The organism is Mesorhizobium sp. L-8-3 (assembly GCF_016756615.1).
In the GTDB taxonomy this organism is placed as follows: Bacteria; Pseudomonadota; Alphaproteobacteria; order Rhizobiales; family Rhizobiaceae.
Window position 1 is genome coordinate 2,575,845 of sequence record NZ_AP023262.1, and the last position, 12,680, is coordinate 2,588,524.

10 protein-coding genes are annotated in these 12,680 nt (G+C 64.2%); 5 read left to right on the forward strand and 5 right to left on the reverse strand.

The window, feature by feature from the left end; all coding sequences use genetic code 11:
- Window positions 1-411: 411 nt before the first annotated feature.
- The 3 genes from JN302_RS12180 to JN302_RS12190 all read right to left on the reverse strand — a co-directional run bounded on the left by JN302_RS12180 (window position 412) and on the right by JN302_RS12190 (window position 1,324).
- Complete coding sequence (locus JN302_RS12180; RefSeq protein WP_202312420.1) at window positions 412-579, reverse strand: hypothetical protein; 168 nt, start codon at window positions 577-579, stop codon at window positions 412-414.
- A gap of 91 nt (window positions 580-670) precedes the next feature.
- Window positions 671-814 carry a hypothetical protein gene (locus tag JN302_RS12185; RefSeq protein WP_202312421.1) on the reverse strand — a complete coding sequence of 48 codons (144 nt, stop codon included), beginning with the start codon at window positions 812-814 and terminating at the stop codon, window positions 671-673.
- 18 nt (window positions 815-832) lie between these two features.
- Window positions 833-1,324 (reverse strand): isochorismatase family cysteine hydrolase, encoded by a 492-nt coding sequence (locus JN302_RS12190; protein ID WP_244846301.1) that lies wholly within the window; start codon window positions 1,322-1,324, stop codon window positions 833-835.
- 250 nt (window positions 1,325-1,574) lie between these two features.
- On the opposite strand from JN302_RS12190, the gene JN302_RS12195 reads away from it, so the two are divergent.
- From JN302_RS12195 to JN302_RS12210, 4 genes are all read left to right on the forward strand, one after another.
- Window positions 1,575-2,072, forward strand: a complete 498-nt coding sequence (locus JN302_RS12195) for a YciE/YciF ferroxidase family protein (protein ID WP_202312423.1) — start codon at window positions 1,575-1,577, stop codon at window positions 2,070-2,072.
- 391 nt (window positions 2,073-2,463) lie between these two features.
- Entirely contained in the window at window positions 2,464-5,778 is a 3,315-nt protein-coding gene (locus JN302_RS12200; RefSeq protein ID WP_202333024.1) for a transglutaminase family protein, read from the forward strand.
- A gap of 3 nt (window positions 5,779-5,781) precedes the next feature.
- Window positions 5,782-8,178 (forward strand): circularly permuted type 2 ATP-grasp protein, encoded by a 2,397-nt coding sequence (locus JN302_RS12205; protein ID WP_202333025.1) that lies wholly within the window; start codon window positions 5,782-5,784, stop codon window positions 8,176-8,178.
- Window positions 8,179-8,187: 9 nt separating this feature from the next.
- On the forward strand, window positions 8,188-9,066 hold the full coding sequence (locus tag JN302_RS12210) for a transglutaminase family protein (RefSeq protein ID WP_202333026.1): 879 nt from the start codon (window positions 8,188-8,190) through the stop codon (window positions 9,064-9,066).
- 678 nt (window positions 9,067-9,744) lie between these two features.
- On the opposite strand, the gene JN302_RS12215 is transcribed toward JN302_RS12210, so the two are convergent.
- The gene (locus JN302_RS12215) at window positions 9,745-10,908 is read right to left on the reverse strand and encodes an ABC transporter substrate-binding protein (RefSeq protein WP_202333027.1); all 1,164 of its coding nucleotides are present in this window, start codon (window positions 10,906-10,908) and stop codon (window positions 9,745-9,747) included.
- A gap of 82 nt (window positions 10,909-10,990) precedes the next feature.
- A complete protein-coding gene (locus tag JN302_RS12220) occupies window positions 10,991-11,539 on the reverse strand; it encodes a winged helix DNA-binding protein (protein ID WP_202312431.1) in 549 nt (182 codons plus the stop codon).
- A gap of 90 nt (window positions 11,540-11,629) precedes the next feature.
- On the opposite strand from JN302_RS12220, the gene JN302_RS12225 reads away from it, so the two are divergent.
- A complete protein-coding gene (locus JN302_RS12225; RefSeq protein WP_202333028.1) occupies window positions 11,630-12,676 on the forward strand; it encodes a branched-chain amino acid ABC transporter permease in 1,047 nt (348 codons plus the stop codon).
- Window positions 12,677-12,680 lie beyond the last annotated feature (4 nt).

A 12,680-nucleotide genomic window follows, 5' to 3' on the forward strand; every position in this document is an offset into this window, starting at 1 on the left:
TCGGATCCGATTCCTCTTCGGAAGGGAAGGACCTCAGCGAAGCTGAGCAACTAGGAATCTGGGCTGAACGTCTGGCATTTGGTCTCAGTGCGGATCGAACGACTCAAAGTCCGTGGAAGACCTGCTTTGGGCCGATCGGGTCAGGAGTCTCACCAGAGGGAAGGACCATCTACTTTCCTGACATCGCGGAGACCCCAGCAGCCGTTGTCCTTCATTTGCCGAACGTGCTCGCAGCACGACTCACCCGGTCTTGCAAGCCCGCTGGCGGCTGCACGCGCGCTCCTCGGCCTTGCGTTGGCAGCCATCGCCGTCGCGCGTGGCCGGGGGCGGGCGTTCGGACGGCAGCTTGTCGAGGATCTCGAAGCGCCTCGAGGCGCGCGGTCCTGGCACGGTGCGCTGATGAGGTAGCCGTCACGAGGCGTCAGACAGGTGCTTTGTGTCTCGCTCCAGCATCAGGCTCATGACCTCGATAATCTCTTTCAAAAGACGGCGGATTTCATCATGAGTCAGCTGCTCGACATGGTCGGCAGCATCCATGACGTCGACCAAGAGATCGACGCCGCGTTGATGAAGTTGCATGACACCGCTCCCTCGCTGACATTCCAGTCCGAGGCCTTAGCTAGTTACCGTCTCGTCAATGCTCAAGTGGAGCAGAAGCCGCTCACGTTGGTCAGGCTTCTTTTGATTCGACCGCCGCCAGACCGCGTTTTTTCCGCGGCACGGATGCAGCTGATTTTTCCGACAGATTGCGAAGAAAAATGCGGCCGGCAACGCTGTCTGAAACCCGGCCGACCGCAAGTGAGGCCGTTACCATGACCATCTCCTGCCGATATCAGGACCAGTCCCTCAGGACCTGGTCCATCGAAACGGCCTCGACCTGCTCGCTGAAGCGGGAACAATAAAGTTCCATGAGCGCGTCATGTGTGTGGTCCGTGGAACTGCATATGGCGTCGGTGACCAGTATGGTGCGGAAGCCGCGGTCGATTGCGCCAAGCACCGTGGCGAGCACACAGACATCGGTTTCGCAGCCGGTCACGACCAGGGTGTCCGTCCCAGTGTCGCGCAGGATCCGGTCCAGTTCGCCCTCGGTCCAGGGCGAATAGACACGTTTGTCGAGAAGCCTGGCAGGCGGAACGAAACGCGTGAGCGCCGGCGCCAGTTCGACCAGCCGTGAGTCGATGTTGCAAAGCGTTACTTCGGCCCACCGCCGATAGTAGGCAGCCCAGGTGCCGCGAGCGTCTTCGGCACGCTCGGCCGGAATGAAGCGCGTGAAAAGCGTTCGTTCCGGACGCTTGACGGCGAGTTCCTCGATCCATGAACGCAATTCGCGCCGAGGCGACCATGAACAAGACCGCGTGCCGCCATTTCCAAGCCCGCCAGACAGCTACAGCTTCTGCTGGCTTCTTCTTCCGGGAACCATCACGTGCACTTCAACTGTCGTGCCCCTGTTCAGTTCCTCGATTGGCATTCCGGGAGGGGAGGCAATGAAGGGCACGCCCATCGCGAGGCGGCCGGAACCGATGTCCCATACCCGCGTTTGGACACCTGCACGCCTGCACAGCGGAGGAAAAACCATGCCGGCCAAAACCGAGAAAAAACTCGCAGACCTGTTCCATGACGGTCTCAGGGATATCTACTACGCGGAACGCAAACTTCTCAAAGCGTTGCCGAAGATGGCGAGGGGCGCTGAGTCCCCCGACCTCAAAGCGGCGTTTGAAAAGCATCGGGATGAGACCGAAGGTCACGTCGACCGCCTCCAGCAGGTGTTCGAGATTTTCGGGAAGCGGGCGCAGGGCAAGAACTGCCCGGCAATCGACGGTATAGTCGAAGAGGGTGAGGAGATCCTCGACGAGTTCAAGGGTTCGCGAGCCCTGGATGCCGGATTGATCGCTGCAGCCCAAGCCGCCGAGCATTACGAGATCACGCGCTATGGGACGCTCAAGCGGTGGGCTCGGGAACTCGGCATGGACGATGCTGCCAGACTGCTCGACCAGACCTTGGGCGAGGAAGCGAAGACCGACGAGGCCCTGAGCCGATTGGCAGAGACGGCAGCAAATCAGAAAGCGGCATAGCCGGCGCCGTCCGGCGCCGCCTGTGTTCGCGTGGCCCGAAGTGGGAGAAATGGGGCAATGGGCACGTGATCATGTGATGTTGGTCCCGCTCCAGTTTCAGGCTCATGGCTTCTGAATCGTCCTTCTCCAAGCGATGGATGTCATCATGAGTCGGCTGCTCGACATGGCTGCAGGCGTCCACTACGTCGACCAGTAGGTCGACGCCACGATAATGAATATAGGCCCCCGGCTTGCGCCGGCGGGCCATCGCCGCTGCGTCAGGTGCAGGCCAACATCAACGCGCCCCGCTCCCAAGGCCGGTGCTTTGCACACAAGCCTATGGTGCGCTGCAGCGTTTTGTGGAAGGGTGCGACACAGGATGTTCTTGAAATGACCTCTTCGATCGTCGCCGATGTCCATAAAGGCTGGTATCCGTCACCTTACTCACTATCGCTATGACCGTCCGGTCACCCTCGGACCGCAGGTGATCCGCCTGCGGCCGGCGCCGCATAGCCGCACGCAGGTGATCTCTCATTCGCTCAAGGTGTTTCCGACCAATCACTTCGTGAACCACCAGCAGGACCCCTACGGCAACTGGATGGCGCGGTTCGTTTTTCCCGAACCGGTTCGCGAGTTGAGAATCGAGGTCGATCTCGTCGCCGACATGACGGTCTACAACCCGTTCGATTTCTTCGTCGAGGACAGCGCCGAGTACTGGCCGCTCGACTATCCCGAAGACGTCCGGCAGGATCTGTCGATCTACATGCAGCCCGAACCCGCAGGGCCGCACCTTCAGGCGTTCCTGGACGGCGTGCCGCGCGACAAGACACGCACGGTCGATTTCATCGTCAATCTCAACGCCCGCGTCGCCCGGGAGGTCGGCTACGTCATCCGTATGGAGCCGGGGGTGCAGACGCCGGAGGAGACCTTCGCGGGCGGAACGGGCTCGTGCCGGGATTCGAGCTGGCTTCTGGTTCAGGCGCTACGCCATCTCGGCATCGCCGCCCGCTTCGTCTCCGGCTATCTGATCCAGCTGAAGCCCGACATTGTCGCACTCGACGGACCAGCCGGCACCGACCATGACTTCACCGACCTGCACGCATGGTGCGAGGCCTATATTCCCGGCGCGGGCTGGATCGGGCTCGATCCAACCTCGGGCCTCCTGACTGGCGAAAGCCACATCCCGCTAGCGGCCACGCCTCACTACCGCAACGCCGCACCGATCTCGGGCCTGGCGAGCTACGCCGAGGTCGACTTCACCTTCGACATGACGGTGTCGCGCGTGGCCGAGCATCCGCGCATCACCAGGCCGTTTTCGGACGAGGCATGGTCCGCGCTCGATACTCTGGGCCGCAAGGTCGACGAAAAGCTCGCCGAGGGCGACGTGCGGCTCACCATGGGGGGCGAGCCGACCTTCGTCTCGATTGACGACTTCGAGAGCGGCGAATGGAACACCGATGCGGTCGGGCCGACCAAGCGCGCGCTGGCCGACCGTCTGATCCGCCGCCTGCGAGACCGTTTCGCGCCGGGCGGCTTCCTCCACTACGGGCAGGGCAAGTGGTATCCCGGCGAGAGCCTGCCGCGCTGGACCTTCTCGCTCTACTGGAGGCGCGATGGCAAGCCGATCTGGCAAGATGCGGGGCTGATCGCCGAGGAGGGCGACAAGACCGGGGCTGGTCCCTCGGAAGCGGAAGCGCTGCTCAAGGGGATTGCCGAGGAACTCGCGGTCGCGCCCGACCATGTCGTGCCAGCCTTTGAAGATCCGGCCGAATGGGTGATGAAGGAGGCCAACCTGCCGGAGAACGTCTCGCCCGAGAATTCCAAGCTGAAGGATCCGGAAGAGCGTGCCCGCATTGCCCGCGTGTTCGAGCGCGGGTTGACCGAACCTTCCGGCTACGTGCTGCCGATTCAGCGTTGGCAGGCGAAGGCGGCCGGTCGTCGCTGGCGCTCGGAAGCGTGGAAGCTGCGGCGCGGAAGGCTGTTCCTGGTGCCGGGCGACAGTCCGGTCGGCTTTCGCCTGCCGCTTGGTTCGCTGCCCTATGTCGCCCCTTCGCACTACCCTTATGTCCACCCCGCCGACCCGACCGAACCACGCGGCGAACTGCCCGATCTCGCTCCGCCAAGTCCGCCGCAGGCCGTGGCGAGCTTCACCGAGGCTAGCGCCGGCCAATCGCTGATCCAACAGGAACTGGGCGTGCCGGGCGAGGCGGTCCGCACCGCGCTCTCGGTCGAGCCGCGCGACGGCAGGCTGTGCGTGTTCATGCCGCCGGTCGAGCGCGTCGAGGACTATCTGGAACTGATCTCGGCGGCCGAGGCGGCGGCGAAGCGGCTTGGTCTTGCCGTCCATGTCGAAGGTTATTCGCCACCGCACGACCCACGTCTCAACGTCATCCGAGTCGCACCCGATCCGGGTGTGATCGAGGTGAACATCCACCCCAGCGCAAGTTGGGAAGAATGCGTTGCCACCACCGAAGCGATCTATGAGGAGGCGCGTCAGAGCCGGCTCGGCGCCGACAAGTTCATGATCGATGGCCGCCACACCGGCACGGGAGGCGGCAACCATGTGGTCGTCGGCGGCGCGACGCCGCTCGACAGCCCGTTCCTGCGCCGACCGGACCTGTTGCGCAGCCTCGTGCTTTACTGGCAGCGCCATCCGAGCCTGTCATACCTGTTCTCCGGCTTGTTCATCGGTCCCACCAGCCAGGCGCCGCGTATCGACGAGGCGCGGCACGACGCACTCTACGAGCTCGAGATAGCGCTTTCTCAAGTGCCGGATCCCGGTACCGGCGAGCTGCCGTTGCCGTGGCTGATCGACCGGCTTTTCCGCAACCTGCTGGTGGATGTCACCGGCAACACGCATCGCGCGGAAATCTGCATCGACAAGCTGTATTCGCCAGACGGTCCGACCGGCAGGCTCGGACTGGTGGAGTTCCGCGGCTTCGAGATGCCGCCCCATCCGCGCATGAGCCTGGCACAGCAGGTGCTGATCCGGTCGATCGTCGCGCGGCTGTGGCATGCGCCGGTGTCGGGGAAGCTCGCGCGCTGGGGCACGGCGCTGCACGATCGCTTCATGCTGCCTCACTTCATCTGGGCCGATTTCCTCGACGTGCTTGCCGACCTGTCGGCGCATGGGTTCGAGTTGCGGCCGGAATGGTTCGAAGCGCAGGCCGAGTTCCGGTTCCCCTTCTGCGGCGAGATCGAGCGTGAGGGCGTGCGTCTGGAGATCAGACAGGCGCTGGAACCGTGGCATGTGCTCGGCGAAACCGGCGCGATCGGCGGCACGGTGCGCTACACGGATTCGTCAGTCGAGCGGCTTCAGGCGAAGCTGACGGCGCAAAGCGATCCCGACCGCTATTCCGTCACCTGCAACAGGCGCAGGCTGCCCATGCAAAAGGTGGGCAACGGGACAAGCGTCGCCGGCGTGCGCTTCAAGGCATGGCAGCCCGCACTTGCCCTGCACCCGGTCGTTCCCGTGCATGCACCGCTGACCTTCGACATCTTCGATCATTGGACCGGCCGGGCGCTCGGCGGCTGCATCTACCATGTCGCACATCCCGGCGGGCGTAACTACGACAGCTTTCCGGTCAACGGCAACGAAGCCGAGGCGCGCAGGCTCGCCCGCTTCGAGCCCCACGGCCACAGCCCAGGTGCGTACGAGCCGGTTCCGGAGCGTCCCCATCCGGAGTTTCCGATGACGCTCGACCTGCGCCGCCCGGCGGAGCTGTAGGCCATGGCCGCCGAGCCGCGCCGGACATCGTCGCAGATGCCCGCTCTCCTCGGCGGCTATCGCCCGCTGGCCGGCGTTCCAGATGAGATGATGGACGCCGACGGTCGCGTCAAACCCGTCTGGCGGCGCTTCGTCGATCATTTTGCATCGTTCGATGCCGAGGAGATCGCGCAGCGCTTCGCGCGCGGTGACGAATATCTGCGGGATGCGGGCGTGTTCTTCCGCCAATACGGCCATGCGGAATCGCTGGAGCGCGACTGGCCGCTGAGCCATGTGCCGGTGCTGATCCACGAAAACGAATGGCGGGAACTGGCAGCGGGGCTGGTCCAGCGCGCGGACCTGCTGGAATCGGTGGTCACCGACCTCTATGGCCCGCAGAGGCTGATCTTGGACGGCCATTTGCCTGCCGCGCTTGTTGCCGCCAGCCCCGAATGGTTGCGGCCTCTCGTCGGTGTCAGGCCGGATTACTTCCTCCATTTCGTCGCCTTCGAGATCGGGCGCGGCCCGGATGGACGCTGGTGGGTGCTGGGCGACCGTACGCAGGCACCGTCGGGAGCGGGCTTCGCGCTCGAGAACAGGGTTGCCACCGCGCGGACCTTCTCGGACTTCTATGCCGATGAAAAAGTGCATCGTCTGGCGGGCTTCTTCCGTGCCTTCCGCGATGCACTGGACGGGCTCGCCGATGGGAAGACGGGCCATGCGGCGATCCTGACGCCGGGGCCTCTCAACGAAACATACTACGAGCATGCCTATATCGCTCGCTATCTCGGCATGATGCTTCTCGAGGGCGAGGACCTCGTCGTGGAGAATGGCCGCGTCATGGTGCGAACGATAGCGGGGTCAAGGCCGGTGAGCGTGCTCTGGCGGCGGCTCGACTCCTCCTGGGTCGATCCGCTGGAACTCGACGACGCCTCGACGCTGGGCACCGCCGGCCTCGTCGAGGCGGTGCGCCGCGGCAACCTTGCGATCGTCAACGGACTGGGCAGCGGGATCCTGGAAACACGCGCGCTGCTGGCCTTCCTGCCACGCATCTGCGAGGTGCTTCGCGGCGAGCAACTCGCCATTCCCAACATCGCGACCTGGTGGTGCGGAGACCCCGGGGCACGCGACCATGTGCTGGCCAATGCCCGCAACATGACGATCGGTCCGGCGCTTTCGACACGGCCTTCCCTCGAAGCCGGAGACGACGATGCCGGGGCCGGCTGGTTCCGTAGTCGAAACGATGCCTCCCTGGAGTGGCGCCTCGTCACAAATGGTGCCCTGCTCGTAGGTCAGGAAGCGATAAGGCTTTCGACCACCCCGACCTATGCAGGCAGGCAACTGAAACCCCGCCCTGCGACGCTGCGCGTGTTCCTGGCCCGGACGAGGGACGGCTGGCAGGTCATGCCGGGCGGCTATGCGAGGATCGGCCACAGCGACGATCCGTCGGCGCTTGCCATGCAGCGCGGCGGCTCGGTCGCGGATGTGTGGGTGGTCAGCGATCGACCGGTTGAAACCGACACGCTGCTGCCCGCCCGCAACGCTACCTACGTGCGCCCGGACCTCGGCGTATTGCCCAGCCGCGCGGCAGACAACCTCTATTGGCTCGGCCGCTATGTCGAACGCGCCGAAGGAACCATGCGGCTGCTGCGCGCCTGGCATATGCGTCTGGCCGAGGCGGCGCGGGCCGACACGCCGCTGCTGACCGATCTGCGTTTCTATCTGGACTGCTTGGGCATCGATCCGGAACAGCGCATTCCCGAGGCTGTGCAAACGACGCTGCGCTCGGCGATAGCAAGCGCGGGTCGTGTGCGCGACCGTTTCTCGATCGATGGTTGGGCGGCGCTCAACGACCTTGCCAAAACGGCGCGACGCATGTCGACCACCGTCGGCGAAGGCGCGGACGAGGCCCATGCCATGGGCGTGCTGCTGCGCAAGATCTCCGGCTTTTCCGGTCTCGTCCACGAAAACATGTATCGCTTCAATGGCTGGCGGTTCCTGACGATCGGACGCTCGCTCGAGCGCGCCGTCTCGATAGCGTCGCTGCTGGCGCATTTTGCCGATGAAGAAGCGCCTGCAGGCGCGCTCGACCTGGCGGTGGAAGTGGGCGACAGTTCGATGTCGCACCGCCGCCGCTACGCGATCACGACAACCCGTGAGACCGTGGTGGACCTTTTGGCGCTGGATACGATGAACCCGCGTTCGATCATCTATCACTTTGCCGAATTGGGCGAGCAGATCGGTCTTCTACCCATGAGCGACAGGAACGGCGCGCGCTCGCCGCTGGCGCGGGCCGTTCTGCAGCTGCATTCGGGGCTGGCAGTGAAGACGCCGGAGGAGCTTTCGACGGAATATTTCATCGATTGCGGCAAAGAGCTGGCGCATTTGTCGGACCTCCTGTCCGACGCCTATCTGCGATAGGCTCCGGCCATGCTCTACGAAGTGCGGATGACAACCACCTACGAATATGGCCGCCCGGCTGCGAATGGCCGCCATCTGCTGCGCCTGATGCCGGCCGAGATACCCGGATCGCAACGGATGATCGCCGGTTCGCTCGACATCAGCCCGCGCCCGCAAGAGCGCCACGACCAGGTGGATTTTTTCGGCAACCGCATGACCGGACTGGTCTTCGCGCAGGCGCATGACGAGATCGCCTTCACCGTGCGGGCTCGCATGGAGCGATGGGCCGTTGCCGATCAGCTCGACATCTCGCCGTCACTTGCGATCTTGCGCAGCGAAATCGAGGCGTTTCGCTCGCTGGCACCGCAGTCACCGCATCATTTCCTCGGCCCCTCGCCACGCATTGCTCCGGATTCAGCCGTCAGCGACTATGCGCTGGCCGTCACCCGCGGCTGCAACTCGGTGCTGGATGCGGTCGCCGCGATCAATCAGGCTCTCCATTCGGACATGCGCTACGATCCGGAGGCGACCACTGTCGAAACGACCATGGCCGACGCCTTCGCTGCCCGCCACGGCGTGTGCCAGGACTTTTCCCACATCATGATCGCGTGCCTGCGCGAGATCGGCGTGCCTGCCGGCTATGTCAGCGGTTTCCTTCGAACCGAGCCGCCGCAGGGGCAGCCGCGGCTGGAAGGTGCCGACGCCATGCATGCCTGGGTCGCCGCGTGGTGCGGAACGCAGACCGGCTGGGTGGAGTTCGATCCCACCAACGCGATCCGCGTTTCCTCCGATCACATCGTCGTGGCCCGGGGCCGCGACTATTCGGACGTTGCACCGGTCAAGGGCGTGCTGTGGACAGCGGGCTCGCAGACGACCAAGCAAGTCGTGGACGTCATTCCGCTCGGCTGAAACGCAACGGCGACCTGATCTGATACACGAGACAAAGGCAACACCCATTTTCGAACGTGTTTACCGGAACTCAGCCCAACAGGCGTCCAAGAACTGTCCCATTCCGGGAAAAATCATCTGGCACGCAGCTTGCAACGATGGGGTTGCCGGAGGATACCGGTCCTGACTTCTTGCCAAAGCCAGGGAAGTACGGCTCGCCGGGGAGGGGCCAGGGGCGAATACCCCGGCGAGTTCGCGACTTGGTCGAACGCTTGAGGGCGTTCCACGGTCTGAAACAGTCGCATCGTGCGTTCCGAAGCCGTTTCCGCTCTTCGGTTCGATGCGATGGAGGCGGTGTCTGCTTGCCGGGGGGTGGCAGGCGCCGTTCCCCGGGCGGGGGCGACCGTGTTCCAGCCAAGGCACCTGCCGTGTCGGCCCGACGATCTGAAGCAAAATGTCGGGCCGACGCGCAGATCTCCGCAACGAGGAGACGCTCGCGGACTCCGGATCTGCGCTGTCCCATTTCAGGACGTCCATTTCGGGACGCCTCGATCCGTCCAGCGCGGCGCCTCGCGGCTCGAGCATGTCTCCCCAAAGCGCGCAGCGGTTTCGGGAACAAGACATGCGCGAAATCAAGACCTGCAGCGTGCCGCGTCAATCCTTTGTCACGCGACCCGCTGCGGAAGCGCCGCCGTCGGACTATTCCTGCTCCGGCAGCAGCTTCCACTGCCCGCCGGTCAACTGCACGAGCACGCGCGACCGCTCGTCCACGCCGTAGCGGCTGTCCGGGGTGAAGTTGTAGACGGCATGGGTGCCGACCAGTTCCTTCGTCGACGTCATGGCGTCGTGAAGCGCTGTGCGAAACTCCGGCGTTCCGGGTTTGGCTGTCGGCAAGGCCCGCTTGGCCGCGTCGGCGAAGAGCAGCCAGGCGTCGTAGCTGTAGGCGGCAAACGCATTCGGCTTGTCCTCGCCATTGGCCTTTTCATAGTCGGCCCCGAACTGCGCTGCGACGGCCTTGATCGGGTTCGAATCCGCCAGCTGGTCGGCAACGACCACCGGGCCGCTCGGCGCGATGACACCGTCCACCGCGGATCCGCCGACCCGAACGAAATCGGGATTGATGATGGCGTGGGTGCCGTATTGCGGCCCGCTGTAGCCACGTTCGGCCAGCGCGAGGTGGGGCAGGGCGCCGGGGGTGCCCGAACCGCCGGTGATCACGGCGTCGGGGGCTGTGGCGACGATCTTCAATGCCTGCGCCGTGGCCGAGGTGTCGGCGCGCGCATATCGCTCGTTGGTGACGACTTCCATTTCGGTCCCGGCCGTCGTCTCCTGCAGTGCGCCGTAGACGAGGTCGCCCCACGCGTCGCTGAAGCCGATATAGGCGACTTTCTTGACGCCGTTCGCCTGCATGTGCCTGGTGACGGCGCCCACCATCAAGGGCGCCGGCTGGGGTATGGTGACGGTCCACGCGCCGGCTTCGCCCTGAGGATTGGCGTTGGCGATGGAGATAAGAGGCACCTTGAGCTCCGCGGCCACGGCGGCCATCGCCAATGCGGCGGGCGAGCCCGCGCTGCCGATCAGTATGTCGACCTTCTCCTCTTCCACCAGCTTGCGGGCGTTGCGCGCCGCGGCGCTCGGATCCGACGCGTCGTCGAGTTGAATGAGCTTGACGGGATTCCCGTCGATCTCAGAAATCGCGGCGGCGCCCGCCGCGATGCCCTTGGCGTAGGGGATGCCAAGGGACGAGACCGGACCGGACATCGACGTCACGAAACCGACCTTGATCTCTTCGGCATTGGCCAGCGCAGCCGAGCCGAACACGAAAACGGCCGCCGTGGATACGAGTAGTGCGCGTCTATTCATGAAACTCTCCCATTTCATCGCGGACCCTCCCCGCGATTAAAATGAAAATGTGCCACAAACTTGCGCCTTTGCAAGTAAATTTTTATGGTCTCATCGCGCCGATCGCTCCGCGGTTGCCCGCCGCGATGTTGCTGGCCTGATCGTAGATTCCGATCATCACATGCAGCATGGTGGTCGCTTCGTCGATCGCCTCGGTCATGCCCGCGATACGATCCGTCAGGCGCATCAGCGTATCCCGACGCAATTTGAGGTAGGCCTCGACCAGTTCCTCGCCGCGCTTGGATGTCGTGTAGGTCACCGTCTTCTTGGCGGCCTTGGGGTCGCTTTTGACCAGGTATCCCTGCGACAGCAGCTTTTTCACGCCGTATTGAAGGTTCGCGATGTCGTCGCGATGCAGCAGCCGGCTGATCTCGGCCAGCCCCTTGGGCGTGCCGTTCAGATGGACGATGTGCAGTATCGATGCCTCGGCGCCGCTCAGCGATGCATCCGGCAGGCAGGCGAGGCAGTCCCTGCGCCAGCGCGCGAAGGCCGAGCCGAGATGCCAGACCGCATATTCGAAGGCGTTGATCGCCTGTTCGTGGCGCAGCGCCGCGTCGTCGCCCTGCGCGATGGCCGGGGTGGTGGCGTTCATGCCGTTTCCAGATTCTTTTTCCATCATTTTGCCCTTGAAAGGTGGCGTTTTATATGTGAATTTTGCTTAAAAATGGGGAGCGAAATTCGCATGTCCATAGAGACTATGCTGATTCTTGCGGTGGACGGTATTGCCAACGGTGCAATTTACGTTCTCGTCGCCCTCGGCATCGTGCTGATTTTTTCGGTAACGCGCGTCATTTTCGTTCCCTTCGGCGACATCGCGGCCTTTACGGCCCTGTCCCTGGCGGCGATCCAGGCGCATCAGGTGCCCGGCACGGTGTGGCTGGTCGCCGTCCTGGCGGCGGCGGCCGTGCTGATCGAGGCGGTCCGGCTCGTCCGGGCAGGGCAGCCCGGCAAGATCCTGCCTTTCGCCGCGGTCTATTTCGTCCTGCCCGTCCTGCCTGCCGCCTTCGTCTTTTTCTTCGCCGGCGTCGACTGGCCGCCGGTCATCGAGATCGCCCTGGCGTTTTTCCTGGTCTTGCCGCTCGGGCCGCTGCTTTACCGCCTGGCGTTCCGGCCGATCGCGAACGCGCCGGTGCTGGTGCTGCTGATCGTGGCGGTGGCGCTGCATTTCGCGCTGGCCGGCCTGGGATTGCTGTTCTTCGGGCCGGAAGGATTTCGCACGGAGCCCTTCACGAGGGAGTTCCTCAATCTCGGCGGCGTCATCGTTTCGGTGCAGGCGATCCTCGTCGTCCTGGCGTCCGTTCTCTTCAGCATCCTGCTCTTCGTCTTCTTCGACCGGACACTGACGGGCAAGGCGCTGCGGGCGACGGCTGTCAACCAGATCGGCGCCAGGATCGTCGGCATCCGGCCCTCCAGAACAAGCGGTATCGCCTTCCTGCTGGCGTCCGGCCTCGGCGCGGTCGCCGGCATACTGATCGGCCCGATCACCTCGATCTACTACGATTCCGGCTTCCTGTTCGGCCTCAAGGCCTTCGTCGGCGCCATTGTCGGCGGCCTGGTCAGCTATCCGCTCACGGCCGCGGGCGCCATCCTGGTAGGGCTCCTCGAGAGTTACGCGTCGTTCTGGAACAGCGCCTTCAAGGAAGTGGTGATCTTCGGCGTGCTCATTCCCGTCCTTGTCTGGCGCTCGCTGGGCAGTCCCGACGAGGATGATCTCGAAGAGGACGAGTAGGAGC

Bases quoted from the DNA above. Each gene is read 5' to 3' on its own strand.
- JN302_RS12180 (WP_202312420.1), bottom strand. From the start codon at position 579: ATGCAACTTCATCAACGCGGCGTCGATCTCTTGGTCGACGTCATGGAT.
- JN302_RS12185 (WP_202312421.1), bottom strand. From the start codon at position 814: ATGGTAACGGCCTCACTTGCGGTCGGCCGGGTTTCAGACAGCGTTGCC.
- JN302_RS12220 (WP_202312431.1), bottom strand. From the start codon at position 11,539: ATGAACGCCACCACCCCGGCCATCGCGCAGGGCGACGACGCGGCGCTG.
- JN302_RS12210 (WP_202333026.1), top strand. From the start codon at position 8,188: ATGCTCTACGAAGTGCGGATGACAACCACCTACGAATATGGCCGCCCG.
- JN302_RS12205 (WP_202333025.1), top strand. From the start codon at position 5,782: ATGGCCGCCGAGCCGCGCCGGACATCGTCGCAGATGCCCGCTCTCCTC.
- JN302_RS12225 (WP_202333028.1), top strand. From the start codon at position 11,630: ATGTCCATAGAGACTATGCTGATTCTTGCGGTGGACGGTATTGCCAAC.
- JN302_RS12195 (WP_202312423.1), top strand. From the start codon at position 1,575: ATGCCGGCCAAAACCGAGAAAAAACTCGCAGACCTGTTCCATGACGGT.
- JN302_RS12215 (WP_202333027.1), bottom strand. From the start codon at position 10,908: ATGAATAGACGCGCACTACTCGTATCCACGGCGGCCGTTTTCGTGTTC.
- JN302_RS12200 (WP_202333024.1), top strand. From the start codon at position 2,464: ATGTCCATAAAGGCTGGTATCCGTCACCTTACTCACTATCGCTATGAC.